General features: G+C 70.6%; 21 protein-coding genes. 11 read left to right on the top strand and 10 right to left on the bottom strand.

The features are described 5' to 3' along the window. Window positions 1-2: 2 nt before the first annotated feature. From ACFYXB_RS03025 to ACFYXB_RS03015, 3 genes are all read right to left on the bottom strand, one after another. Window positions 3-1,244, bottom strand: coding sequence for a CpaE family protein (locus ACFYXB_RS03025; RefSeq protein ID WP_389577098.1), 1,242 nt, complete (start codon window positions 1,242-1,244; stop codon window positions 3-5). Window positions 1,245-1,255: 11 nt separating this feature from the next. Further along, window positions 1,256-1,957 carry a Flp pilus assembly protein CpaB gene (gene cpaB, locus ACFYXB_RS03020; RefSeq protein ID WP_389577096.1) on the bottom strand — a complete coding sequence of 234 codons (702 nt, stop codon included), beginning with the start codon at window positions 1,955-1,957 and terminating at the stop codon, window positions 1,256-1,258. A gap of 65 nt (window positions 1,958-2,022) precedes the next feature. After that, a complete protein-coding gene (locus tag ACFYXB_RS03015; RefSeq protein WP_389577438.1) occupies window positions 2,023-2,850 on the bottom strand; it encodes a hypothetical protein in 828 nt (275 codons plus the stop codon). A gap of 338 nt (window positions 2,851-3,188) precedes the next feature. Here ACFYXB_RS03015 and ACFYXB_RS03010 point away from each other — a divergent pair, with 338 nt between their 5' ends. The 3 genes from ACFYXB_RS03010 to ACFYXB_RS03000 all read left to right on the top strand — a co-directional run bounded on the left by ACFYXB_RS03010 (window position 3,189) and on the right by ACFYXB_RS03000 (window position 5,852). Then, the gene (locus ACFYXB_RS03010) at window positions 3,189-4,898 is read left to right on the top strand and encodes a glycoside hydrolase family 18 protein (protein ID WP_351344280.1); all 1,710 of its coding nucleotides are present in this window, start codon (window positions 3,189-3,191) and stop codon (window positions 4,896-4,898) included. A 164-nt stretch (window positions 4,899-5,062) separates the two neighbouring features. Then, window positions 5,063-5,644, top strand: coding sequence for a DUF5753 domain-containing protein (locus ACFYXB_RS03005; RefSeq protein ID WP_389577094.1), 582 nt, complete (start codon window positions 5,063-5,065; stop codon window positions 5,642-5,644). Window positions 5,645-5,651: 7 nt separating this feature from the next. Next, complete coding sequence (locus ACFYXB_RS03000; RefSeq protein WP_389577092.1) at window positions 5,652-5,852, top strand: DUF397 domain-containing protein; 201 nt, start codon at window positions 5,652-5,654, stop codon at window positions 5,850-5,852. On the opposite strand, the gene ACFYXB_RS02995 is transcribed toward ACFYXB_RS03000, so the two are convergent. The 4 genes from ACFYXB_RS02995 to ACFYXB_RS02980 form a co-directional block, all read right to left on the bottom strand. Continuing rightward, window positions 5,834-6,337 (bottom strand): hypothetical protein, encoded by a 504-nt coding sequence (locus ACFYXB_RS02995; RefSeq protein ID WP_389577090.1) that lies wholly within the window; start codon window positions 6,335-6,337, stop codon window positions 5,834-5,836. The genes ACFYXB_RS03000 and ACFYXB_RS02995 overlap by 19 nt on opposite strands. Before the next feature lie 95 nt (window positions 6,338-6,432). Next, window positions 6,433-6,843 (bottom strand): RidA family protein, encoded by a 411-nt coding sequence (locus ACFYXB_RS02990; RefSeq protein WP_351344295.1) that lies wholly within the window; start codon window positions 6,841-6,843, stop codon window positions 6,433-6,435. A 13-nt stretch (window positions 6,844-6,856) separates the two neighbouring features. After that, window positions 6,857-7,618, bottom strand: a complete 762-nt coding sequence (locus ACFYXB_RS02985; RefSeq protein ID WP_389577087.1) for an IclR family transcriptional regulator — start codon at window positions 7,616-7,618, stop codon at window positions 6,857-6,859. Next, window positions 7,615-8,784, bottom strand: a complete 1,170-nt coding sequence (locus ACFYXB_RS02980) for a sugar kinase (protein WP_389577085.1) — start codon at window positions 8,782-8,784, stop codon at window positions 7,615-7,617. Before ACFYXB_RS02980 ends, ACFYXB_RS02985 begins: the two co-directional genes overlap by 4 nt. Window positions 8,785-8,910: 126 nt before the next feature. On the opposite strand from ACFYXB_RS02980, the gene ACFYXB_RS02975 reads away from it, so the two are divergent. Both ACFYXB_RS02975 and ACFYXB_RS02970 read left to right on the top strand, forming a co-directional pair. Further along, a complete protein-coding gene (locus ACFYXB_RS02975; protein WP_389577083.1) occupies window positions 8,911-10,182 on the top strand; it encodes an amino acid deaminase in 1,272 nt (423 codons plus the stop codon). An 11-nt stretch (window positions 10,183-10,193) separates the two neighbouring features. Next, window positions 10,194-11,804: an amidohydrolase family protein gene (locus ACFYXB_RS02970; protein WP_389577081.1), complete on the top strand. Its 1,611-nt coding sequence runs from the start codon at window positions 10,194-10,196 to the stop codon at window positions 11,802-11,804. A gap of 13 nt (window positions 11,805-11,817) precedes the next feature. Here the strand turns inward: ACFYXB_RS02970 and ACFYXB_RS02965 are convergent, their stop codons facing one another. Further along, window positions 11,818-12,657 carry a trypsin-like serine peptidase gene (locus ACFYXB_RS02965; protein ID WP_389577079.1) on the bottom strand — a complete coding sequence of 280 codons (840 nt, stop codon included), beginning with the start codon at window positions 12,655-12,657 and terminating at the stop codon, window positions 11,818-11,820. Window positions 12,658-12,808: 151 nt separating this feature from the next. Then, window positions 12,809-13,528, bottom strand: a complete 720-nt coding sequence (locus tag ACFYXB_RS02960) for a hypothetical protein (protein WP_389577077.1) — start codon at window positions 13,526-13,528, stop codon at window positions 12,809-12,811. Window positions 13,529-13,654: 126 nt separating this feature from the next. Here ACFYXB_RS02960 and ACFYXB_RS02955 point away from each other — a divergent pair, with 126 nt between their 5' ends. The 6 genes from ACFYXB_RS02955 (at window position 13,655) to ACFYXB_RS02930 (ending at window position 20,191) form a co-directional block, all read left to right on the top strand. Further along, window positions 13,655-14,866 carry a pyridoxal phosphate-dependent aminotransferase gene (locus ACFYXB_RS02955; protein ID WP_389577075.1) on the top strand — a complete coding sequence of 404 codons (1,212 nt, stop codon included), beginning with the start codon at window positions 13,655-13,657 and terminating at the stop codon, window positions 14,864-14,866. A 105-nt stretch (window positions 14,867-14,971) separates the two neighbouring features. Further along, window positions 14,972-15,406: a hypothetical protein gene (locus ACFYXB_RS02950; RefSeq protein ID WP_389577073.1), complete on the top strand. Its 435-nt coding sequence runs from the start codon at window positions 14,972-14,974 to the stop codon at window positions 15,404-15,406. Between the two features lie 335 nt (window positions 15,407-15,741). Then, window positions 15,742-16,815 carry a substrate-binding domain-containing protein gene (locus ACFYXB_RS02945; RefSeq protein WP_351344319.1) on the top strand — a complete coding sequence of 358 codons (1,074 nt, stop codon included), beginning with the start codon at window positions 15,742-15,744 and terminating at the stop codon, window positions 16,813-16,815. Window positions 16,816-16,831: 16 nt separating this feature from the next. Then, window positions 16,832-18,046, top strand: coding sequence for a toxic anion resistance protein (locus tag ACFYXB_RS02940; protein ID WP_389577071.1), 1,215 nt, complete (start codon window positions 16,832-16,834; stop codon window positions 18,044-18,046). Beyond that, window positions 18,043-19,584 carry a substrate-binding domain-containing protein gene (locus ACFYXB_RS02935; protein WP_389577069.1) on the top strand — a complete coding sequence of 514 codons (1,542 nt, stop codon included), beginning with the start codon at window positions 18,043-18,045 and terminating at the stop codon, window positions 19,582-19,584. The genes ACFYXB_RS02940 and ACFYXB_RS02935 overlap by 4 nt, the downstream gene beginning before the upstream one ends. Beyond that, window positions 19,571-20,191, top strand: coding sequence for a hypothetical protein (locus ACFYXB_RS02930; RefSeq protein WP_389577068.1), 621 nt, complete (start codon window positions 19,571-19,573; stop codon window positions 20,189-20,191). The genes ACFYXB_RS02935 and ACFYXB_RS02930 overlap by 14 nt, the downstream gene beginning before the upstream one ends. On the opposite strand, the gene ACFYXB_RS02925 is transcribed toward ACFYXB_RS02930, so the two are convergent. Continuing rightward, on the bottom strand, window positions 20,181-21,908 hold the full coding sequence (locus tag ACFYXB_RS02925; protein WP_389577066.1) for an Ig-like domain repeat protein: 1,728 nt from the start codon (window positions 21,906-21,908) through the stop codon (window positions 20,181-20,183). The genes ACFYXB_RS02930 and ACFYXB_RS02925 overlap by 11 nt on opposite strands. Between the last annotated feature and the right edge of the window lie 55 nt (window positions 21,909-21,963).

Below are 21,963 nucleotides of genomic sequence, written 5' to 3'. Positions count from 1 at the left end.
GCTCACTCCTTCCGCCGCCGGAAGCTCACCGAGCCGCGGTCGCCGCGTGGTCGGCCGCGGTGGGACCCCTCGGACGCGCGGGCCAGGCCGAGTTCGCCGGCGAGGGACCACAGGGCCTGTTTCACCGTGCTCCGGCCGTCCAGCTCGTGGAGGCGTCCGGCGTCCACGACGCCTTGGAGTTCCTTGAAGTTGGCGGGTATCGCCGTGCCGGCCAGGGCGGTGCCGGTGATGCGCTGGATCAGCTGGGGCTGGATCTCGGTGCCGCGGGTGTGGCGGTTGACGACGACGGTGGTCTCCTCGGCCTTGCGGATCTGCAGCCGGTCCCACATGCGCACGGTGCGTTTGGCGGCCCGTACGGCGACCACGTCCGGGGTGGTCAGCAGCAGGGCGGCGTCGGCCAGCTCGACGGCGGTGGCGCCGGCGCCGCTGAGCTGGGCGCCGCAGTCGACCACGACGACCTCGTAGCGGGAGCGCAGGGCGCCGAGGATCTGCCGGGCGGCGCGGTCGGTGACCTCCTCGCCACGTTCGCCCTCGCCGGGGGCGAGCAGCAGGGCGAGCCCGGTGTCGTGGCGGAAGACGGCGTCGGCGAGGACGCGCGGGGTGATGTCGCTGATGGTGGCGAGGTCGACGACCGAGCGGCGGAACTGGATGTCGAGGTAGGAGGCGATATCGCCGGTCTGGAGGTCCAGGTCGACCAGGGCGGTGCCGCGGCCGGACGCCTGGGCGGCGAGGGCGAGCTGGACGGCGGTGAGGGTGGCGCCGACGCCTCCCTTGGCGCCGCTGACGGTGACGAGGGTGCCGCCGACCCCGCCGAACAGGTCGGCGCCGTGGCCGAGATGGCGTCGTACGCCCGTGGACCACTGGGCGACGGCCTGGACGCGGCCGGACAGCTCCTCGTAGCTGAGGGGCAGGGAGACCAGGCCGCGGGCGCCGGAGTCCATGGCGGCGGCGAAGAGGCCGGGGCTGGTGTCGGTGGTGACGAGGACGACGCCGACGGCCGGGAAGCGCAGGGCGACCTCGCGGATCAGCTCCAGGGCCGGTACGGGGCCGATGCGTTCGTGGACGACGACGACCTCGGGCAGTTCGTCGACGGACTCGGCGGCGAGGCGGGCGAGGCTGTCTATCAGCTGAGTGGAGTCGGTGACCGGGGGGACCGGTTCGGCGTCGGGGAGCTGGCTGAGCAGACTGACGAGGGAGCGGGCGACGTCCGGGTCGGCGACGGCCGGGAGGATCCTGGTGGGCATGGGGCCGCCTCTCACTTGTCCGTGGCGAGTTCGTACGTGCGGTCCTTGTCCGGGACGGTGGTCTGGCTGCCGGGTGCCACCAGGGCGAGCCGGACGCGCTGGGCGAACGACTCGGCGTACGTGATGCGCTGGGCGTCGATGGTGGACAGCGCGAAGGTGATCGGGACGGCGTCGGTGGGCCGCTGGCTCCTGCTGTCGGGCTCCAGGGAGGTGAGCTTGCCGACGTCGAGGACCCGGGCGTTGGTCACGATGATCTTGGACTGGTCGGGGGCGCTGAGCTGCTTGCCCTCGAAGGTGGCGTAGACGTTGACCCGCGAACCCGGGGTGATCTTTCCGGCGACCCCGGTGGCCGCGTCGATCATGATCGCGACCTCCTGCTCGCCCGGCTTGAGCGCCGGCTGGTCGACGATCATGTCGGTCTGGAGCAGGGAGCCCTTGCGCAGGGTGGTGACGGCGATCTTGCCGTCGATCTCCCGCAAATTGGTGACGGCATTGGCCGAAAGCCATCGCTTCGGCATCTCGATCTTCTCGAACTGGCCGGTGTCCAGCGTGGTGTACGGCGCCACGTCCGACCTGAGCCGGTACGCGGTGACCTCGGGGCCGACCTTGGACTTCACGTCGTCGATGACGGAGAGCACGCCGGCGAACGCGCCGAGCGCGCAGACGACCGACAGGATCAGGAGTATCACGCCGCGGCGCTGACGGGAGTTCATGAACCGTGCAACCTCATTGGGGGAATCGGTCGAGCGGAAGTGGTCCGGGGTGGATGCTGGGCGGGTCAGGCGGGCGTGCGCTGTTCGAGCGCTCGTGGGGCGGGGGGCTCGTTCAGGGGCGGGGTCGCGGAGCAGAAGACGCAGCGGTCGCCGATGACGTCGATGCCGCACCAGCGGCAGGTGCTCTGCCGTACCGAGGTGACCAGCTGGTAGAGGACCGAGAGGTCGGCGAGATGGCTGCAGAACTCGATGATCCGACCCGTACCCCACCAGCTGGTGGACTCGGCGGGCAGCGGAGCCTCGCGCAGCCCGTGCACGTTCCAGGACTTGGCGAGCGAGCCGACCCACTCGGACTGCAGCTGGCCCTTGGCGACGAGCATCCAGGTGCCGAACTCGGGACCGGCCAGGGTCGCTTCGGGCGCGACGCGCACCAGTTGGGGCTCGGGGTGGGCGATCACCGCGAACTGGCTGCCGGGCACCCAGGACTTGGCGTGCGCCTTGAGCGAGACGGGGACGTGGTCGAGTCTGGCGACCGAGGCGAGGACGGCGCCGGCGTGGATGTAGTGGGTGAGGAGCCGGCCCGCCGAGGCGAGCACGCCGGGGCTGAGGTCGCAGGAGGCGAGCTGACGGAGCTGACGGGCCAGGACCGCGACGCCTAGGGGCGGCAACTCGGGCCGGAACAGGGCGATCCGGTCGCTCTCCATCAGTGAGCGCAGGGTGTGCAGCCGCCGCGTCACGGCCGCCGGGACGGCCGGTGAGCTGACGACGATCACGTGGCCGTGCTGTTCGACGAGCGCGTGGAGTTCGGCCAGGGCATGCTCGAGCGGCCGCTGGTCGAGGTCGCGCAGGACGACGGCGGGCATGGTCCGTTCGTCCTGCGGTGGCAGCGCCATGTCGGCACTGGTCACGGCGATGGCAGTTGGCACGTGCAGCTCCCCGCTCCTCACACGCGTCGGCCCACCGGTGTCACTCCTCTACGCCGGGACGACTTCACTGTGTAACTACCTCAGCACTGTAACCACGCCTTTGTGGCCGGAGAACAGCGTTTGTGGAGCTGGCCTGGATCCGTCTTTGCACAACACCTGTCAAATCGGGGCAGGTTGAACGTCATGCGTGCACCGGTTTTGGTCTGGACCTCTTGACAGCTGGATTGGTCTGGACCAACTTGGGACGCAGCGGTGGCCACCGTCCCTCACCTCTCTCCCCACCAACTCCCCCACCGGAGGCCCCAGTGGACCGCGCACCAGGCACGCCCAGACGCAGACGCCGGATCCGGACCTGGTCCGCGACCGCCGCCCTCGCCCTGTCGGTCGCGGGGCTCGCGAGCACCCCCGCGTCCGCCGCCGACGTCAACAACGTCAAGAACGCCGGCTTCGAGTCGGGCCTGACCAACTGGACCTGTTCCGCGGGCAGCGGTACGACGGTCTCGTCCCCGGTGCACTCGGGCGCCGGCGCGCTGAAGGCGACTCCGGCCGGGCAGGACAACGCCCAGTGCAGCCAGACGGTGGCGGTGAAGCCGAACTCGACCTACTCGCTGAGCGCGTGGGTGCAGGGCGCCTACACCTACCTGGGCGTGACGGGCACGGGCACCACCGATGTCTCGACCTGGACTCCCGAGACGACGTGGAAACAGCTGACGACGAGCTTCACCACCGGCGCGTCGACGACCTCGGTCACCGTCTACACGCACGGCTGGTACGGCCAGCCGGCGTACTACGCGGACGACATCTCGGTGTTCGGCCCCGACGGCGGCGGTGGCGGCGACCCGGCTCCGACCGTGCCGGGCACACCGAGCGGCCTCGCCGTCTCCGGTACGACATCCTCGTCCGTGTCCCTCGCCTGGAGCGCGGTGTCCGGCGCGACGGGCTACAACGTGTACCGCAACGGCACGAAGGTGACGGCGGTGACCGGAACGTCGGCCACGGTCGCCGGACTTGCCGCGTCGACGTCGTACTCCTTCCAGGTCAGCGCCACCAACTCGGCCGGTGAGTCGGCGAAGTCGGGCGCGGTGACGGCGACGACGGCCCCGACCGGCGGAGGCGGGGGCGGCGGCTCCGTGCCGAAGCATGCGGTGACCGGCTACTGGCAGAACTTCAACAACGGCGCGACGGTCCAGAAGATCTCCGACGTCCCGTCGGGGTACGACATCATCGCGGTCGCCTTCGCCGACGCGACGACGACGCCGGGCGCGGTGACGTTCAATCTCGACTCGGCCGGTCTCGGCGGGTACACCGTCGACCAGTTCAAGGCGGACATCCGGGCGAAGCAGGCGGCCGGCAAGAAGGTCATCGTCTCGGTCGGCGGCCAGAACGGCACGGTGTCGATCAACGACTCCACGTCCGCGACGAACTTCGCGAACTCCGTGTACTCGCTGATGCAGACGTACGGCTTCGACGGCGTCGACATCGACCTGGAGAACGGCCTCAACGCGACGTACATGTCGCAGGCGCTGCGCTCGCTGGCGGCGAAGGCGGGCCCGTCGCTGGTCCTGACGATGGCGCCGCAGACGATCGACATGCAGTCGACGTCGGGCTCGTACTTCCAGACGGCGCTGAACGTGAAGGACATCCTCACGGTCGTCAACATGCAGTACTACAACAGCGGTTCGATGCTCGGCTGCGACGGCAAGGTCTACAGCCAGGGCTCGGTCGACTTCCTCACTGCGCTGGCCTGCATCCAACTGGAGGGCGGCCTGTCCCCGTCCCAGGTCGGCCTCGGCCTCCCGGCGTCGACGAGCGGGGCGGGCAGCGGCTACGTCTCCCCGACCGTCGTCAACAACGCCCTGGACTGCCTGACGAAGGGCACGGGCTGCGGCACCTTCAAGCCGTCGAAGACCTACCCCGACCTGCGGGGCGCGATGACGTGGTCCACGAACTGGGACGCGAAGTCGGGCAACGCCTGGTCGAACGCGGTGGCTCCGCACGTGCACGCGCTGCCGTAACACGGTGTTGACGGGGCCGGATTCTCACACCGACCCCATCTGAACCCCACCTGCCCCTGCCCGCGGAGACCGCGGGTGGGGGTGGGGGTGTTTCGGGACGGCGCGTTCCGGGCCGACGCGCCGGTCGCTCACTCGCCGGCGAACAACTCCGTCGCATCCATGGCGTGTACGGCGCGCTGGGCCCACTGCTCCAGCCGGTGGCCGAACTGGACCATCACGCCACGTTCCGCCACGACGTGGCCGTCATCCACGTACCCGGACTCTTCCAGACAGAGGACTACGCCCGCGCGCTCTTCGCCTATATGAACCCGGAGTTCCCAGACGACGAGGTGGACCTACGGGTGGCGCACCGGATGAAGCGGAGAGTAGTCATCGAGGGCGCCGACCCGATTCCGTACGAGACGGTGATCCACGAGGCGGCCCTTCGCATCCAGGTGTCAGGACGCAGCGCTTCGCGGGCTCAGCTCAGCCGCATCCTGGAGATGTCCGAGACCGAGCACATCACCGTCCAGGTCATCCCTCTCACCCTGGACGACTTCGCTGGAGCCGGGAGCACGATGGTGCACTCTGGTGGTCCGCTCCCCCGTCTGGACACCGTCGTACGGGATGCCCCGCATGGCACCGCCTTCGTCAATTCCGAAGCCCAGCTGGAGCACTTTCGAACGCTCTTCCGTAGGGTGAAGGGAGAAGCACTCCCACCAAAGCGATCACGTGACCTCATCCATCAGCTGGCGAAGGAGCTGTGAGGCCGGAATGACAACCCCCTCCTCATGGAAGAAGTCGTCCTTTTCCGGCGGAGGAGAGGGCAACGACTGCGTCGAAGTCGCCGACCTCGACACCCACATAGCCATCCGCGACTCAAAGGCCCCCGCCAGAGCCACCCTCACCTTCCCGGCCAACGCCTTCGCTTCCTTCGTCGAGGCGCTGAAGGCGACTCAGTCCGTCTCGAAGTAGGCGTCCAGCACCGCGTCCAGCTCCGACTCCCACTCCGCGAAACGTGCCCTGGACGTCGCCTCGATCTCTATCGGGTACCAGCGGCGGTCGGGGGTGTGCACCGTGACGGTGAACCGCTTTCCGAAGCGGGGGGACTCCGTCTCGACCGCGCCGATCTCGTCCCAGCTGAACTCACAGGACTCCTCGTCGAGGCTGAGGCGAACGCCCTTGCCGTCGGCCACGATCTTCGCGCGGCGGTCGGCGGCCTCGAAGACAGGCCCTTCGGCCTGCTTCTCGTCCTCTGCCGACTCCTCCGCCGATTCCTCAGGCTGGGCCGACTCGGGCTCCGCGTCCTCGGCACGCGCCGGCTCCGCTTCCGCCTCGGTCGCGGCCGGAGCCGTGATGCCCGGGATGAAGGCCGGGTCGAAACCGGCGCCTGTCACGGGCTCGGCCTTCAACGGCTCGGCCTTCGACGGCTTGCTGCTCGCTCCTGTGCGCTGCTCCACGGCGCAAAGTATGGACGACGTTCCTGTGCCTAAACCAGCCGGACCGCCCTTCACCCCGGTTCAACCCGATTGTTCGGAAGACGCGGGCCGGACGATCAGCCCAGAACGGCCAGCGCGTCGATCTCGATGAGGAGTCCCGCGGGCAGGCCGACGTAGACCGTCGTGCGCGCGGCGGGCGGCTGGGTGAGGCCCTGCTCCTCGAAGTAGGTGTTGTAGAGGGCGTTCATCTCGGCGAAGTGGTCGACGTCGGTCAGATAGACGCGGATCATGATCACGTCGTCCCAGCTCGCGCCGCCCTCCTCCAGGATCGCCTTGACGTTGGCCAGGGTCTGGAGGGTCTGCTCGCGCAGGGTGGGTCCGGCCGGCGTCGGGGGCTTGCCCTCCTCGGCGGGGAGGAACCCGACCTGACCGGCGACCTGGAGGAGGTTCCCCTTCTTCACCCCGTGGGAGAACTTGGCGGGCGGCGTGGTGTGGGTCTTCGGCGTGAGCGCGATCTTCTCGGTCATGCGGGAGTGCCTTTCACTGGGGGTCCTTCACTGGCGTTCTGCCGGAGTACTCACCGCTGACGGCGTCCGCCGTACGGCGTACCTGCGGAAGCAGGGTGAGGAGTTCGTCGGCGGTGACGACGACGTTGGGCGCGGAGACCGACATGGCGGCGACGACGCGTCCGTCGGCGCCCCGGATCGGGGCGGCCACGCAGTTGATGGACTCCTCGTGGCCGCCGAGGTCGGTGGCCCATCCCTGTTCGCGGACTTTCTCCAACTCCTGTAGGAAAGCCGGGGCGTTAGGGGTGGAACGGGCCGTGTACATGGGGTAGTCGAGTTTCTCCGCGAGGGCGCGGCGCTCGGGTCCGGGGAGGTCGGCGAGGAGGAGTTTCGCGACGGCGGCGACGGTGATGGCGACGGGTTTGCCGATGCGGGAGTACATCCGTACGGGGTAGCGGCTCTCCACCTTGTCGATGTAGAGCACCTCGTTCTCCTCGTACACGGCCAGGTGGACGGTGTGGCCGGTCAGCTCGTTGAGGCGTACGAGGTGCGGGTGGGCGATCTCGCGGATGTCGAGGTTCTCCATCGCCTCCTGGGCGAGGGTGAAGAGGCGGGCGCCGAGGCGGTAGCGCTGGTCCGACTGGCGGTAGACGAGGCCGTGTTCGTGCAGGGTGCGCAGGAGGCGCAGCGCGGTGGACTTGTGGACGCCGAGGCGGTCGGCGACCTGACCGAGGTCGGCGGGGCCCTCGGCGAGCAGCGGCAGGATGCTGAGCGCGCGGTCGACGGTCTGGCTCATGGGGTGCGTACCTCCTCGGGGGCCGGCTCGGCTCGCGTCCAGCCGGGGCCGAGTCGAAGTCTTCCCCACGATGCGTTGTCCAGGGCGGCGAGGCGGTCGGCGTGGTCGCGGGACGGGGGTGGTGCGAGGTCACCGGGGACGGTCAGAGCGGCCGCGGCCGTGAGGTGGCCGTGCCGCAGGCGGGCGGCAACCGGGAGTCCGCGCAGGGTGGCGGAGAGGAAGCCGGCGGCGAAGGCGTCGCCGGCGCCGGTTGTTGCTACGACCGTGACGTTGAGGGCGGGTTCGAAGGTGACCGGGGTTGTGGTGGGCCGGGGGTGGGTCGCGCGGCCCGGCGCTGACCGGGTGCCGGCCTTCTGTGGGACGGGCGCCGCCCCAGCGGCACGACTGCCCGTGGACAGACGAGCACGCTCGAACGCAGTCGCTCCCCGCGCCCCGTCCTTCACCACCAGCACCCCCGGCTCCGGCAGCAACTCCCGGATCGCCTCAGGGCCCCCCGTCACCCCCCACGCCTCCCTCGCCTCGTCCTCCCCCACGAACACGATGTCCGCCGCACGCGACAGCTCCAGGAGCGCCCGTCCGCCCTCGTCGTCGCGCCACAATCCCGGCCGGTAGTTGACGTCGAAACTGATCAGCGGGCGGTCGGGAGCGGGGCGGAGCAGTTCGTGGAGCAGGGTCAGACAACCCTCCGACAGTGCTGCCGTGATGCCGGACAGGTGCAGTACGCGGCACGCCCGTGCCGCCGTCAGGTCCACCGAGGCGACGTCCATCGCGGAGGCCGCCGAACCGGCGCGGTAGTACGCCACCTCGTGCGCATCCGTCGCCCGGTCCCCCGCCGTACGGAAGTACACCCCCGTCGGCCGCCCCGGATCCCGCCGTACCGACGACACGTCGACCCCGTACGACCCGACCGCCGCCAGCAGATGGTCGCCGAAGGCGTCCGCGCCGACCCGGCTGACCCAGCGCACCGCGTGGCCGGCGGACGCCAGTACACACGCCACGTTCGACTCGGCGCCGCCGATGCCCCGTTCGAAGCGCGGTACGTCGGCGAGGCGGCCCGGTCCTGACGGGACGAACGTGACCATGGACTCGCCGAGCGCGACGACGTCCACGACGTCCACGCCGTCCGCGACGCTGGGGGCGTTGCGGGGGCCCGTGTCGGTCACCATCGTCCTAGCTCCTCGGTGGGGGTGCGAAGGCTCCGTTGACCCCGCCTGGCCGAGATGTTAGACAGCAGTGAGCGACATACGCAATGACTGTTGCAAGCACTGCAACAGGTCAGATCAGGAGGCTTCATGAGCAGCAGCACCGAAGCACTCGCCCGCCTGGCGGCGGAACGCGTCGACCATCGCTTCAAGGGCCTCCCGCCGGACGCCGACGGGCTCACCGTCGCCGAGCTGGCCGCCCAGCGACGCAACCTCTTCACCGACGGCTTCGCCACGCCCGTGCTCGCGCTGTCCGCCGAGCGGCTGGAGCACAACCTGAAGCTCATGGAGACGTACGCGACCCGGCACGGCCTCGCCTTCGCCCCGCACGGCAAGACCTCCATGGCCCCCCAGCTCTTCCGGCGGCAGATCGAGCACGGCGCCTGGGGCATCACGCTCGCGGTGCCGCACCAGGTTCGCGTGGCGCGGGCCTTCGGCGTCGAGCGGATCTTCCTCGCGAACGAACTCGTCGACGCCCCCGCCCTGCGCTGGATCGCCGCCGAACTCGCCGCCGACCCGGACTTCCGCCTCGTCTGCTACGTCGACTCGGTGCGCGGCGTGGAGCTGATGGACGCGGCGCTGCGGGGATCCGTCCGGCCCGTGGACGTCGTCGTCGAGCTGGGCGCCGGCGAGGGCGCCCGTACCGGGGTGCGGACCGAGGCCGAGTGCGCGGCGGTGGCGGACGCGGTGGCGGCCGTGCCGACACTGCGGCTGGTCGGGGTCGCGGGCTACGAGGGCGAGGTGCCGCGGGCCGATCCGGAGAGGGTGCACGCGTGGCTGCGGCGGCTGGTCGCGCTCGCCGTCGACTTCGACAAGGCCGGGCGGTTCGCCGACGCCGACGAGATCATCGTCAGCGCGGGCGGCAGCGCCTGGTTCGACGCGGTCGCCGACGTCCTCACCGAGATCCCCGAACTCTCCCTCCCTGTCCTGAAGTTGCTCCGCTCGGGCGCCTACGTCTCGCACGACGACGTCCACTACCGCAGGCTGACCCCCTTCAACCGCGTCCCCGAGGAGGGCGCCCTCGAGCCCGCCTTCCGGCTCTGGGCGCAGATCGTCTCCCGCCCCTCCCCCGAGCAGGCCTTCGCCAACGCGGGCAAGAGGGACGCGGCGTACGACCTCGATCTGCCCGTGGTCCGGGTGGCGCGCCGGGGCGAAGCCGAGCACCCGGCGGCCGGGATCGAGGCGACCGCCCTGTCGGACCAGCACCTCTGGCTGCGCACCGGACCCGAGGCGGACCTGGAGGTCGGCGACTGGATCGGCCTGGGTCTGTCCCACCCGTGCACGTCGTTCGACAAGTGGCAGCTGATCCCGCTGGCCGAGGCGGACGGCACCGTCGTCGACTACATCCGTACGTTCTTCTAGGAGGCGCCGCCGTGGAGGACCTGGTCATCCGGGACGCCGACGTGGTGGACGGCACGGGCGCGCCCGCTTACCGCGCCGATGTGGTCGTCGACGCCGGGCGCATCGTGTCGATCGTCCAGGAGGCGGCGGCAGCCGGCTGCCAACGCCCTACGGCGACCCGTGAGTTGGATGCCGAGGGGCTGGTCCTCGCGCCCGGCTTCATCGACATGCACGCCCACAGTGACCTCGCCCTGCTGCGCGACCCGGACCACAGCGCGAAGGCCGCGCAGGGGGTGACGCTGGAGGTCGTGGGCCAGGACGGGCTGTCGTACGCGCCCGTCGACGACCGCACGCTGGAGGAGGTCCGCCGGGCGATCACCGGCTGGAACGGGTACGGCGACGACATCGACTTCGACTGGCGGTCGGTCGGCGAGTACCTGGACCGGCTCGACCGGGGCATCGCGGTCAACGCCGCCTATCTCATCCCGCAGGGCACGGTCCGCGCGCTCGCCGTCGGCTGGGAGGACCGCGCGGCCACGCCCCAGGAGCTGGACCGGATGCGGCACTTGGTCGCGGATGGCCTGGAGCAGGGCGCGGTCGGCGTGTCCTCCGGGCTCACCTATACGCCCGGCATGTACGCCCGGGACGCCGAACTCACCGAGCTGTGCCGGGTGGTGGCCCGCTACGGCGGCTACTACTGCCCGCACCACCGCTCGTACGGCGCGGGCGCGCTGGAAGCGTACGCGGAGATGGTCGAGCTGACCCGCGAGGCCGGCTGCGCGCTCCATCTCGCCCACGCCACCATGAACTTCGGCGTGAACAAGGGCCGGGCGCCCGAACTCCTCGCGCTGCTCGACGAGGCGCTCGCCGCCGGGTCGGACATCAGCCTCGACACCTATCCGTACACCCCCGGCTCCACGACCCTCGCCGCTCTGCTGCCGAGCTGGGCGAGCGAGGGCGGGCCGGAGGAGATCCTCGCCCGGCTCACCGACGAGGCGATCGCCGAGCGGATCCGGCACCACCTGGAGGTCGTCGGCTCCGACGGCTGCCACGGCGTGCCCGTGGAGTGGGACACGATCGAGATCTCCGGCGTGAGCGGACCGTCCCTCGGCGACCATGTCGGCCGTACGGTCCTGGAGTCGGCGGACCTGCGCGGCGAGACCCCGTGGACGACAGCCCGCAGACTGCTGGTCGAGGACCGCCTCGGCACCACGATCCTCCAGCACGTAGGCCACGAGAACAACGTCCGCGCGATCATGCGGCACCGCGCGCACACCGGCGGCTCGGACGGCATCCTGCGGGGCGCCAAGCCGCATCCGCGCGCGTACGGCACGTTCCCGCGGTATCTCGGCCACTACGTACGGGAGTTGGGCGTGCTGTCCCTGGAGGAGTGCGTCGCCCATCTCACCTCGCGGCCCGCGGCCCGGCTGCGCCTGCCGGACCGCGGGGTGGTGCGTGAGGGTCACCGCGCGGACCTGGTCCTGTTCGACCCGGCGACGGTCGCGGCGGGGTCCACGTTCGAGCGGCCGCGCGCGCTGCCCGTCGGCCTTCCCTACGTCCTGGTCGACGGCCGCTTCGTCATCGAGGACGGACGCCGTACGGACGTGTTGGCGGGGCGGTCGGTCCGCCGGACCCCGGTGTGATCGCGCGCGGGCGCTACGGCTTGGGCAGGGTGCAGCCGCTGAGGGTGAGGTCCAGGCGGTTGCCGGTGGTGAAGCAGCCCGGGATGTTGTAGGTCTCCTCGGCGTAGTTGATGCCCTGGCGGACGGTCACGGTGCCGTTCGCGTCGACCTCGCACGGGTTGTTCTCGGTGCAGCGCTGGCCGTCCTCGTTGCCGGTGTTGTTGACGGCGACGACCTTGCCGGTGGCGTTGTCGATCACCGGGGAGCCGGAGGTGCCGCCGATGGTCTGGCAGGCGGAGGTGTAGCGGACCGAGTCCTTCCAGGTCCAGTCGCCCTCCTTGAGGCGGTACACGAACCCGTCGATGCTGCAGGCGTAGGTGCGCTTCCAGTAGCCGGAGACGACCGTGATGGCGGTGCCGGTGGTGGGATGCGTGTCCTGCAGCGTCAGGGCGTTGATGCCGTACGAGTTCTTGATCGCCGCGTAGGTGGTCGTGGTGCGGTAGAGCGTGACGTCCGTGTCCGTCATGGTCGAGTAGACGACCTGGTTGGCGCGGAGTGTGGCCACCCTGGTGCCGACGGAGTTCAGCAGGCCGAAGGTGCGGCTGGACGACTGGCCGGTGATGACCTCGCCGGGCTCCGGGAAGCCGGTCTCGAGGCAGTGACCGTTCGTCATCACCAGCGCGGGGTCGGTGTCCGCGGAGGCCGGGAAGCGGACGACGGAACCGGAGCAGTTGCTGAGCGAGACAGTACCGGCGAAGTTCACGGCCTGGATCGCGGGTGCCGCCTTCCCGGGGGCGGGAGCCGCGACCGCGGGTGCCGCGCCCGCCCCGGAGATCACCAGGGCGGCGAGCGTGGCAAGGAGAGGCTTGTTCATGTGGGGGTCCCCTCTGCAGACGTGAGCGACCGGAGATCTTCCGGTCGCTCGCTTTGTCATGCACATTCTTATGTCTGCGAGGGGTGGCGGCAAGAAGTCGTATGCGATCCGCGCGTCGCGGACCGCATAGCCAACTCTTCGCTCGTTACGGCTACTTGGGGCGCTTGGGGTTGCCCCGCCCGTTCCCCGGACGGGTGGGGGGACTGCTCGGCTCGGAGACGGTGGTGGCACTGGACGACGGGCGGACCGTGGCACCGGCAGTGGCACTCGCCGCCGGCGCGCCGCTCCCCCGCCCCCCCGCGCCGGCGCTCGCCGACGTGCCGGGCCGCGCACTCGCGGAGCCGGTCGGCGCGCCGCTCACCGGCGAGCCGGTGGCGGAGGGCACGGTCGACGACCGGGCATCGTCGGGCGCCCCGGAGTCATCGGCACTCGTCCCGGTGTGCTTCGCCCCGCCCTGCTGCTCGCTGGACGGTGACCCGGAGAAGGCGAACCCGGCGATCACGGTGGCCAGCGCGGCGGCACCCGCGGCCCCGGCGGCGATCACGATCCGCCGCCGCTGCGCCGCACCCCGCCCCTGCCGCGCCCGACGCGCGGCGGCCCGCCCCTGCGGACCCTCGGCGGCGGGCGGATCGACGGGCATGCCAACGGGCGACAGGTCGGCCGTCGGCGGGTCGGCCGGTACGGGAGGGAGGTCGGCCGGAACAGGCGGCAGTTCACGCGTCTCGTCATACGCGTTCTGCCAGCCGTGCGCGGCCGCCGGATCGGCGTACTCGTCGTACGCCGGGGTCGGTGCGGCCTGCGGGTGATAGACGTTCGGCGCCCCTGTGGGCTCGCCGGACGCCCCGCTGTCGTACTGAGCGTGCCTGGGCATGGCGGGAAAGTGTAGGTACGGCGGGGGTGCCGGGGACAGCTACCGGCGATAACAGCCCAAACCACACCGTCTCACGTGGTGGAAAACACGGCCCAAGGGGCGTTACCGGGCCGTAAGCTCACGGACATGCAGGTGATCCAGTCGACGAAGCTCGCCAACGTCTGTTACGAGATCCGGGGCCCGGTGCTCGAGGAGGCGATGCGGCTCGAGGCGGCCGGTCACCGGATCCTCAAGCTCAACACGGGCAACCCGGCGGCGTTCGGCTTCGAGTGCCCGCCCGAGATCCTCGAGGACATCCTCCGCAACGTGTCCACCGCGCACGGCTACGGCGACGCGAAGGGCCTGCTGGCCGCGCGCCGGGCGGTCGTCATGCACAACCAGACCATCGGCATCGAGACGGACGTCGAGCACGTCTTCGTCGGCAACGGCGTCTCCGAGCTGATCGTGATGGCGATGCAGGGCCTGCTGGACGACGGCGACGAGGTCCTCGTACCGGCGCCGGACTACCCGCTGTGGACGGCCGCGGTGTCGCTGTCCGGCGGTACGGCGGTGCACTACCGCTGCGACGAGCAGTCCGACTGGATGCCCGACCTCGCCGACATCGAGCGCAAGGTCACCGACCGCACCAAGGCGCTCGTCATCATCAACCCGAACAACCCGACGGGTGCGGTCTACGACGAGGCGATGCTCAAGGGCCTCACCGACATCGCCCGCCGGCACAATCTGCTGGTCTGCTCGGACGAGATCTACGACAAGATCCTCTACGACGGCGCCACCCACACCCCGACCGCCAAGGTCGCCCCGGACCTGCTGACGCTCACCTTCAACGGCATGTCGAAGGCGTACCGGGTGGCCGGCTACCGGGTGGGCTGGATGTCCATCTCCGGTCCGCGCGCGCACGCCGACTCCTACATCGAGGGTCTGACGATCCTGGCGAACATGCGGCTGTGCGCGAACATGCCCGGCCAGCACGGGGTGGTGGCCGCGCTGAGCGGACGTCAGACGATCAACGACCTGGTGCTGCCAGGTGGGCGACTGAAGGAGCAGATGGACGTCGCCTACGAGCTGTTGACGCAGATCCCGGGTGTGACGTGCGTACGGCCGAAGGGGGCGCTGTATCTCTTCCCGCGCCTGGACCCGAAGGTCTTCAAGATCAAGGACGACCGGCAGATGGTCCTCGACCTGCTGCGCCAGGAGAAGATCATGGTCGTGCAGGGCACCGGCTTCAACTGGCCGGAACCGGACCACGTCCGCGTGGTGACGCTGCCGACGGTCGGGGATCTGCGGGACGCGGTCACCCGAATGGGCACCTTCCTGGACGGCTACAGCCAGCCGTGACGGCGGCCGGCCGTAGCCGGCGGACCCCGCTCCGTGGCAGCGCTCAACTTTAGACGAAATCTAAGCTAGGATGGCTTCCTGTCAGAGCACAGGAGGCCATCTCCCATGTACGAACCGAACCGCACCGGGCCTGACCGCAGGTCCGTCCACCCCGCGATGGCCGGCACCCCCTCCGACTTCCCCCACCGCTCGCGCGAGGAGGAGCTGGACATCCAGCTCGCGGGACACCTCGCGGCGCTGCTCGCCGTCACCGACGAAATGCGTGCGCTGACGCCGTCGTCCGACCTGGACGCGGCGGCCGCGCGGCTCACCGAACAGGTGACCCGGCTGAGGGGAGGACGTACGCCGGTCCGCGCGTCCGGCGCCCCGACCGACCCGCGCACGGCGGCCCTGCACCAGCGGGCGCACACCCTCGCGGGCCGTGCCCTCGTCGTCGCCGCCTCGCGCGCCGACACGACGGCGGCGATCCTCGCGGCCGAACGCATGGACGCGCATTCCGCCGCACTGAGCGAGCCGAAGGAACTCAGCGCGGCCCACTGAGCGCTCCGCTGGAAGAGCGGTGACGAACCCGCGGGCCGGTAGGGGCTGGTCGCGCCCCGCGGCGCAGCCGCATATCGACACCGCCCCGCACCCCTGGCGGGGCGCGGTACCGCACAGGAGTTCGCCAATACCGCTCGGCCCCTCCGGGGGTCCCCCGATCGGCCCCGGTCCGCGTGCACCCGCAGCGACGCGCGGACCGGGTTGCCATACTCGTCCCACTTCACTCGTCCCACTTCCGGAGTGGTTGATTCCCGTTGCATAACGGGAACGGTCCGTCACTCCCTGTTCACCTTCACCGGCACGGAATGTTGGGTTCCGGGAGCACGCTCCACCGCGTGAGACGTATCGCAGGAATAGTCCTCGCTGTGTTGCTGATCGGCGGAGTGGTGGCTGCCGTCGTCGCAGGCCGGCAAGACGGGGACAAGGGCACGGCAACGAAGACCGTGCGCGCGGTGATCGGCTCGGAGAAGGCCGACTTCTTCGCCGATCCGGATGTGGTGAAGGCCCTCGCCGCCAAGGGCTACACCGTGAAGACGGAGACCTCCGGGTCCTGGGCCATGGAAGGTCTCGACCTCAAGGGGTTCGACCTCGCCTTCCCCTCCAGCCAGGCACCCGCGGACGCGATCGCCGCCAAGTACCACGTGCGGCAGCCGCTCCCGAGGCCCTTCTACTCCCCGCTCGTCGTCGTCGCCCACCGCAGCGCCGCCCAGGTGCTCGCCGCGAACGGCCTGGCGACCCTGGACCAGCACCGGGGCCTGCTCAAGATGAGCGCGTACCTCGACGCCGCCCGGCACGACCGGACCTGGCAGCAGCTCAAGGGGAGCAACAAATACGGGGAGTTGACCGGCACGGTCTACATCGCCAGCACCGACCCGGAGACCTCCAACTCCGGCGCCCTCTACCTCGCCGCCGCCTCCTACGTCGCCCAGGGCGGGAAGGTCGTCGCGAACAACGCCGACGTCGACCGCAACGCGCCCCTGATGCGCAAGCTGATCAGCGTCCAGGGCGCCCAGCAGTCCAGCTCGGACGCGCCTTTCCGGGACTTCGTCAGCGGTGCCGGAAACCCGCTGGTCCTGGTGTACGAGTCCCAGGTCGCCTCGCTGCTGATCGGCAAGCAGGACCCCGGCGACCTCACCGTCCTCTACCCGGACACCACGGCCACCAGCGACCACACGGTCGTACCGCTCACCCAGGAGGGCCGCGACCTGGGTGAACTCCTCACCACCGACCCGGCGTTGCGTCGGCTGGCCGTGCGGCACGGCTTCCGGCCGGCGGGCGACACCGCCGAGTTCAAGGCGGCCACCGCCCCGTACACCTCGTACCTCAACCAGACACGGACCGGCGTCCGGCAGGCGCCCGTGCCCACCTCCGCGGTGCTGCACGAGATGGCGCGCCGAGCGCGCGGCTGACGGGGGGACAGCAGGAATGACCAGTTACAACATCAGTCAGAACACCAGTGGGCACACGCTGAGCGGGGACGACGTGTTCACGCTCACACCGCCCGAGGCCGTCGCGCCCGTGCCGAAGGAGAAGGCCGGCGCGCTCGTCCCGGTGGACGACAGCGTGCGTACGGACATGGCGCGCAAGGCCTCCGAATACGTTCAGGGGCTCGCCTCCCTCGACGCCCGCTCGCCCGAGTTCGCCGGCAAGGTCGGCGAGATCACGAACCTGGGCGCAGGCGAGATGCGGACCGCGACCCAGCAGTCCAACCGGATGCTGGAGCGCACGGTGCGCAGTCTGCCGAGCAAGGGCGGGGACGCGCAGGCGCAGGTCGCCGGATCGCTCGTCGAACTCCGGCGGGTCGTCGAGGACCTGGACCCGCGTGATCTGCCCGCGAGCAAGGGGCGCAAGTTCCTGTCCAAGTTGCCGGGTGGCAACAGACTGCGCGACCACGTCGCCAAGTACGCCTCCGCGCAGGGCACGTTGAACAAGATCGTGGGCTCGTTGCGCGGCGGCCAGGACGAACTGCGGCGCGACAACGCGGCGTTGCAGACCGAGCGGGTGCGCCTGTGGGAGACCATGGGCAAGCTCCAGGAGTACGTGGTGCTGACCGAGGCCCTGGACAAGGCGGTCGAGCAGCATGTCGCCGGGGTGGAGGCGGGCGATCCGCAGCAGGCCGACAGTATGCGCGCGGACGTGCTCTTCCCGGTCCGGCAGAAGCACCAGGACCTGCTGACGCAGCTCGCGGTGTGCGCGCAGGGCTACCTCGCCATGGACGTCGTACGTCGCAACAACGACGAGCTGATCAAGGGGGTCGACCGCGCGGCCACGACGACCGTGTCGGCGCTGCGGATCTCCGTGATGCTGGCTTCGGCCCTCGACAACCAGAAGAAGGTCGTCGAGCAGGTAAACGCCCTGCGCGGGACCACCGAGGATCTGATCCGCGGCAACGCGGAGATGCTCGCCACGCAGAGCGGGGAGATCCAGCGCATCGCCGCCGACCCTGCCGTGGGCGCCGAGACGCTGCGCAACGCCTTCCAGCAGATCTACCGGACCCTGGACGCGATCGACACGTACAAGGTCCAGGCGACCGAGGCGATGGCGACGACCGTCGAGAGCCTCACCTCCGAACTCCAGAACGCCAGCGCCTACTTGGAGCGCAGCCGGTCCCGTGGCGCCCTGGACGGAGGCCTCGCGTGAGACGACGCCTCGCCGTCCTCGCGGCGACCGCCGCCCTGCTGACCGCCTGCACGTCCGCCCAGGAGCACGACGACAAGCCGCAGGACGCCAAGCCGGTGCCCGGCACCCTGCGCGTCCTCGCCTCCAGCGAACTGAGCGACATGGCGCCGGTCCTGGACCAGGTGCAGAAGGACACCGGTATCACGGTCAAGCCCACCTACATGGGCACCCTCGACGCGGTCGACCTGGTCGCGAAGGGCAGGGCCGACAAGGCGTACGACGCGCTGTGGCTGTCGTCCGACGACTATCTGCGGCTGCGCCCGGACGCGGCGAAGAAGATCGTGTCCGAGACGCCGGTCATGTCGAGCCCGGTCGCGATCGGCGTCAGGACGGAGGCGGTCGCCCGGCTGCACTGGAAGCCCGAGGACGTCACCTGGTCCCAGATCGAGCAGGCCGTGCAGGACGGGAAGCTGACGTACGGCATGACTGATCCGGCGCGCTCCAACTCCGGTTTCTCCACGCTGGTCTCGGTGGCCTCCGCGCTCTCCGGCGCCCAGTCCGCCCTCACCGACGCGGACGTGGCGAAGGCGACGCCGAGGCTGAAGGAGTTCTTCAAGGGGCAGAAGCTGACCTCGGGTTCGTCGGGCTGGCTGGCGTTGGCGTACAAGCGGCGCGGCAACGTCGACGCGCTGCTCAACTACGAGTCCGTCCTCAAGGGCATCCCCGGCCTCACCGTGATCCGCCCCCGCGACGGCGTGATCACCGCCGACTACCCGATCTCCACCCTCGCCGCGAGCAGCGCCGGCACCCGTGATGACGTCCGCAGGCTGACCGAGGCGCTGCGCAGCGAGTCCCTGCAGAAGCTGATCACCGAGCGCACGCACCGCCGCCCGGTCGTCCCCTCGGTACGGCCCGCGGCCGGCCTCGACACGAGCCGACGGCGTGAACTCCCCTTCCCCGGCAGCCGTTCCGTCGCCGACGGGCTGCTCGACTCGTACGAGAACAAGCTGCGCCGGCCCTCGCGGACGGTGTACGTCCTCGACACCTCGGGCTCGATGGAGGGCGACCGCCTGGAGCGGCTGAAGAAGGCCCTCACCAGGCTGACCGGGGACTTCCGGCAGCGTGAGGAGGTCACGCTGATGCCGTTCGGGTCGGACGTGAAGAGCGTCCGCACCCATGTCGTCAGCCCCTCCGACCCGCAGAGCGGTCTGAAGGCGATCCGTCAGGACACCGACGCGCTGACCGCGGACGGCAACACGGCGATCTACACGTCGCTTCAGAAGGCGTACGAGCATCTGGGCGGCGGCGAGGACACGTTCACGTCGATCGTGCTGATGACGGACGGCGAGAACACGACCGGCGTCAAGCCCGGGGACTTCGACGCCTTCTACCGCGGACTCACCTTGGCCCAGCGGGAGACGCCCGTCTTCCCCATCCTCTTCGGCGACTCCGACCAAGCGGAGCTGCAGCACATCGCCGACCTGACCGGCGGCCGTCTCTTCGACGCCCGGCAGGGCTCGCTCGACGGCGCCTTCGAGGAGATCCGTGGCTACCAGTAAGGTCCTGGGCTACCTGGAGTCCCGCAAGAACCTGACAGGCGCCGCCTGCGGGCTGGCCGGCCTGGCGCTGACCTTCGCGGGCGTCGCGGGCCCGTACTGGCCGGTCGTCGTGGCGGGGCTGTACGGCGCGGGCGCGCTGATCGCCCCGCCGGAGCGGCCCGCGCTGCCGGACTTTCCCGACCCGTCGGCCCAACTCGGCGCGGTGCGAGCCGATTTCGAGAAGCTGGGCGGCTATCTCGCCGACGTGGAACTGCCGCCGGCCGCCGCGGGCCGGCTCACCGAGCTGACCGAGCTGCTGACGGCCCTGCTGGACCCGGGCTGGGGCACCGAGCTGCTCGCCCAGGACCCGGAGGGCGTGCACACGCTCTCCCGGGTCGTACGGCAGGACCTTCCGGAGGCGGTCGACACCTTCGTACGGACCCGCTGGTGGACCCGGCTGGCCCCGGGGCAGGAACCCCCGGAGCGGCATCTGGAGCGCCAGCTGGGCCTACTCCGGGCCGAGGCCGAGCGGCTGGCGGCGGACCTGCGGGAGACCGAGGCCCGCCGCCAGGAGTCCCACACCCGGTATCTGGAGGAGCGGGGCGGGAGCGGCGGGATCAGCGCGTGACGTTGACCGTCACCGAGGCCTCGGACGCCTCGTGCAGGTCGTCGCCCGGCCAGCTCACCGTGTACGTCACGTCGCGCCGGGCGCGCGGGATGTCGTCGATGGTGAACGTGCCGTCCGCGGCGACGGTCACCGACGAGAGCGTGCCCGTGCCGAGCTTGTCGGTGCGTACGACCTTCAGCACCGCCCGGTCCGGCAGTGCCTTGCCCTGCGCGGTGAAGGTGCCGGTGAGGTGGACGCCGTCGAGCGTCGCCTGCGCCGGGGCGGTGAGCGCGATCGAGGTCGGCGCCTTGGCCACGGACACGGTGTGGACGACGTCGGTGGCGGGCCGGTGGGTCAGGTCGCCGAGGTAGGACACCGTGTACGTGGCGTCGCCGACGAGGTCCGGCTCGTCGAGGACCGTGAAGGTGCCGTCCTCCTTGACGGTGGCGGTGCCCAGGTCGTGGACGCCGTTCGCGTCCGTGCGGGTCGCCGTGACCTTCAGCGGGGTGCCGGGCGCGGGACCGTCGAACTCCAACTTGCCGCGCACGGACAGCGGTTCGCCCGCGACCGCCTGGGCGGGGCTGTGGGTGAGACCGGCCAAGAGTCGGACGTCGTACTGGATGGCCGGGGGCTGGATGATGTGCAGCCAGAACTGGCTGCCGGCCGCGTTGGTGGTGACCGCGAAGAGCCGGGAGCCGTCGGCCGCCCACTCCATGCCGCGCGGGGCGACCCGGTCGCCGTCGAGAGCGCCCTCGAAGACGAACTCCAGCGGAGCCGTGGAGTCGGCGGGGTCGGCGGGCTGGAGCAGCAGGTCGGGCGTGGAGCCGGTGGCCGCCGCGCCGCGCGCCAGGTACTTTCCGTCGCCGCTGAAGGCGACCGAGCTGGCGGTGGCGCCGGCCGGGAGCGCCGGGTAGCCGGTCGCCGCGTCCGAGAGGTCGTCGGTGTTGAGCAGCCGGGTGCCGTAGGAGGCGTCGGCGACGGCGACCTTGCTGCCGTCGGCGGAGAACGACACGTCCTTGAAGTTCAGCGCGCCCTTGCCGTCGGCGTCGGCGAACCGGCGGGAGGCGACCTTGACCGGACTTCCGCCACTGGTGTCGAACACCCCGAGGTAGGGGTCGGTCGCCTGCGCGTTGAGCGGCTGGCCCATGGCCATCCGGTCGCCGGGACCGCCCTCCAGCTGGAGCCTGCCGTAGTCGTACCAATCGGTGCGTGCCGCGCCGGTGCCGTCGTAGGAGTCCAGCTCGCTCAGCGCGGTGTCGCACTGCGAGGTGTAGCCCGCGTACGCCACGGTGAAGTACGCCTTTCCGCCGGAGAAGGCGCCGCTGCCACCGCAGGTGTCGGTGGCGACGTACACCACGCCGGCGACCTCGTAGGTGGTGGTGTCGTACTTCAGGAGCTGGTCGCGCGCGCCGACGTAGAGGAAGGAGCTGTCGGCGCTGAGCGCGAGTCCGGAGACGTGGTGCGATGTGGTGATCGTGCGGACCAGGGCGCCGTCGAAGCTGTAGACGGCGATGATGCCCTGGTTGTAGTAACTGCCGATGTTGCTGTCGGCGACGTACACACGCGCGTGCACGGAGTCGACCGCGAGCGCCGAGTAGGACGAGATGGGCAGCTTGGCGACCGCGTCGTACGCCGCCGCCTGTGCGGCGGGCGCGGCGGCGACCGTCAGGCCGGTCCCTGCGAGTGCGGCGGCGAGGATGCCGGCCGCGAGGCGTCTGGGACGGTGTGCTGTATTCAACTGTGCCCCCCACAGGCTGAGTTGGGTGCCAAGTGAGGCACCCGTGATGAACATC

This window comes from Streptomyces sp. NPDC002619, from assembly GCF_042889305.1.
Lineage (GTDB): Bacteria > Actinomycetota > Actinomycetes > Streptomycetales > Streptomycetaceae > Streptomyces.
Note: the sequence above shows the minus strand (reverse complement) of the source record. Positions and strands in the feature narration are given on the sequence as shown.